General features: G+C 31.9%; 4 protein-coding genes. All 4 read right to left on the reverse strand.

The genetic code is table 11. From position 1 onward, the window contains the following. Nucleotides 1–169: 169 nt before the first annotated feature. Nucleotides 170–1,495, reverse strand: coding sequence for an FtsW/RodA/SpoVE family cell cycle protein (locus EKG35_RS20360; RefSeq protein ID WP_126296376.1), 1,326 nt, complete (start codon nucleotides 1,493–1,495; stop codon nucleotides 170–172). Further along, nucleotides 1,485–1,904 carry a PadR family transcriptional regulator gene (locus EKG35_RS20365; protein WP_126296377.1) on the reverse strand — a complete coding sequence of 140 codons (420 nt, stop codon included), beginning with the start codon at nucleotides 1,902–1,904 and terminating at the stop codon, nucleotides 1,485–1,487. Before EKG35_RS20365 ends, EKG35_RS20360 begins: the two co-directional genes overlap by 11 nt. Continuing rightward, the gene (locus EKG35_RS20370; RefSeq protein WP_126296378.1) at nucleotides 1,889–2,440 is read right to left on the reverse strand and encodes a sigma-70 family RNA polymerase sigma factor; all 552 of its coding nucleotides are present in this window, start codon (nucleotides 2,438–2,440) and stop codon (nucleotides 1,889–1,891) included. The genes EKG35_RS20365 and EKG35_RS20370 overlap by 16 nt, the downstream gene beginning before the upstream one ends. 453 nt (nucleotides 2,441–2,893) lie before the next feature. Next, nucleotides 2,894–3,259 (reverse strand): response regulator, encoded by a 366-nt coding sequence (locus EKG35_RS20375; protein ID WP_342774130.1) that lies wholly within the window; start codon nucleotides 3,257–3,259, stop codon nucleotides 2,894–2,896. Nucleotides 3,260–3,329 lie beyond the last annotated feature (70 nt).

The following is a 3,329-nucleotide window of genomic DNA, read 5'->3' on the forward strand; positions in this document are numbered from 1 at the left end:
AGTTACCCCACAACAGGTAGCTCTGCTTTCTTATTGGCTTTTTTCGGTCAATTTAAGAATAAACATATTTGATTAATAGTATTCAAAGACCGAAGGGATTAATTATTTTCACAGAAAAAAAAGCGTTGATCATTATGACCAACGCACCTTGCTTTTTAAATATTAAAAATCACTGAAAGCTGCTCAAGTCCTTCTCTTCCCTTTTTATTTGAATAAAATGTTTTCTTCGATAAACACTTAAAACTAGCCCGACAATAAAAGCATTTAGTACAGTTGGCATTAAGCCGTAACTCATAAATGGTAATGTAATTGAGACAAGCGGAAGCAATCCAAAGGTCACCCCTACACTATAGAGGAATTGGGTAGCAAAAAGTGTTGCGCCCCCTATAATGAGTAACTTTCCAAAAGGCTCCTTAATTGACTTTAAAATTATCCAGATTCGAGCCAAAAAAGCAGATAAAATCACAAAAATTACTATACCTAGTGCATATCCATATGTTTGAATTAAATTTCCAAATACAAGAATAGTATCGGCATCCGGAATATATATTATATTTTCTGTACCAAACATACCCGCATTTTTAATTGCATTTTCAAGTGTCACATATTGATAACCACTGCCAGAAGCATGCTCATAAGGGGCAATAAAACCCAATAAACGATCCACTTGATAGTGTGCTATATTCCCTTTCATATAAGAAACTGTGAAGAAAATAATTATTCCTACCATTAAAATAGCTGCAGCTCCAACTACTAGTAATTTCTCTTTACGACTAAATTTACTTTGTAAGAAAAGGACACTAACAATTACAATATAAATAAATAGCATTGATAAATTAGCTATCCACAAAAATAAATAAATAGAAAAAGCAAATAGACCAATACAATGCCATAACTTAAACGACGTATTACTAAAAATTGATGCCCAGGCTATTAAAAATAACGGAATTGCCATCCAAACCTGTATATCAATACCACCTAATGAAATCATCTGTTCTCCATTAACAATGCTATTCGTAAATAACTGAAGGAATATTATCAACCCAACTCCGGCAGCATAAAACAGATAACCAAATCTTTTTAGTTTTCGATAGTCAAAATACATAATCCCAATCGCAACAATTAATCCAATGATTATAAAAATCACTTTGTTTTGTATCATTGTTGAGAAATTCAAATTAAAAAAGTCTAAATATCGTTCTTGATTTAATGCCATAATTGGTAAAAAGCTTAATAACAATGTAACAATTAATAAAGAAATTAATAACCAATCTACTTTCGGCCTATGTAATTTATTTAAAGACTTACCTAATGTAATGGGACTGCCCATTTCTTTCACGGCCTTTTCCTCTGCTTCTATTTCACTATACCCGCGTTGCACCCAGGATTGTTTTGATTTTTGTATATGCTGGCTTAATTCTACCTTCACGTACTGCTTTGCTTCCTTAGACTTAATTTCATTCGTTACTGTTTCTAAAAAGTGACTAATGTTCATTTAGTGTCACCTCATTAAATAACTGTTTTAAGGAAATATCACGACTGCTTTTTTGCACATTTTTCTTTTGTAATATCTTCATACCTTTATTTGTTAATTTATAATACTTTTCATCGTCCTCAGTCCAGTATGATTCAATGATTCCTTGTTGCTCTTGAGCGTGTAGAATTGTATAGACTATCCCTTCATTATTGATGATAGTTTTGATCCCTCTTACATGCAGTAATTGTGTTAACTCAGAGCCAGTCCTTTCTTGAGTCAGCAATGAAAGGATAAATTTTGTCACATCTTGATCTTCAAGTTGTTCTATTTGTTCGTTTATTTTTTGGCGATGGGCATCCGTAAACTTCACTTGACGAAACGTATGATTGTTCATCGCTTTTTTTAACCCTTTTAATCGTTCATCCATAGGGATCCCTCCAGCATTTCTTTTAATAATGATTTGCCTTTGCGTAAACGTGTTTTTATAGTATTTCCATTTACTTCAAGTATAGAGGCAATTTCTTTAATCGAACGCTCCTCATAGTAGAATAAGTAGATTACTTCTCGATATTTTATAGGCAGTTGCATGACAGAGTATGCAAGTTGTGCATCTTCATCTTGTTGGATAACTGTTTGTTCAACGCTATCTCTACGTTCACTTATGATTAAACCAACATCCTCTGAAACTTTAACACGTTGGTTATACCAGCTTTTCAAATAATCTTTTGAATGGTTGATTGCAATTCGCCAAAGCCATGTCTTAATGGACGATTTTCCTTTATAGGATTCTATTGATTTATAACATTTTACAAAAATTTCTTGGGTCAAATCCTCCGCTATTGTCTCGTTATGTACATAAGCATAAACAAGCTGTTGGATTTCCTGCCCGTATGTACGCATTAAATCATCAATCAATTCTTCATGATTGACTGTTGTTATAGAAGCATACGTTATCTCTTCCACACTCTCCCCTCCATTTCGACTATTAGACGAGGCTAATAAAAAGAAAGTTTTAAAACTATGTAATAATAAAAAAATTGGTTCCCCTACTTACAAAAGAACCAATAAAGCATTTTAATATATATACAGTATTTCAACAGCTAGTTTCTTAAAAAAGGACTTATTTTTACCTATCTACCTGAAAGAGAAATCTATATTTATATAATTTCCTTTCATTGCTCTTCCACCGTTACTTCCTCGCTACTAAAAAAGGCTAAACTAAATAAAATAGTTCAGCCGAAAAATGTCTCGTTATATTGTTGTATAAATTACTTTAACTATCTATAAACCGAGCAAAAGAGATTTTAATTTAATTATAGTTATGTTTACAATTACAAAGCTTTTTCAACGCTTAAGTATATAACAGCAGAAAAAATGTTATGTAATTAATTCCTTTTACAAAATCAGAATTTAACCTTAACGATCTTCTACCGAATAATCCTGACCTTGTTCTAATACTTTAACAACTTCATTTCGAATATCAAATATGTTAAATGGTTTAGTAAAATAATTTACAACGCCTAATTTTCCAGCCTCATCTATTAGTTCTTGTTCTCTGAAAGCTGTCATCATAAATACAGGAATACTTAATTTATTGTCTCTTATTTGTTTTAATATTTCTAAACCGTTCATTCTAGGTATTTTCATATCTAACAAAATGCAATCAACTTCTTCTGACTCTAATATTTTAAGTGCTTCCAAACCATTTGAAGCCTGATGAATTTTATAGCCTGATACTATGTCAAGAAAATGGACAGAAGAAATTGAGATTTCACTCTGAATCTAGCGCGCTATCGCTTGCTCGCCTCACAAATAATTTAAGGGGCGTAACCCTTAAATTATTTGTGAGGTT

This window comes from Lysinibacillus telephonicus (genome assembly GCF_003966145.1).
GTDB lineage: Bacteria > Bacillota > Bacilli > Bacillales_A > Planococcaceae > Ureibacillus > Ureibacillus telephonicus.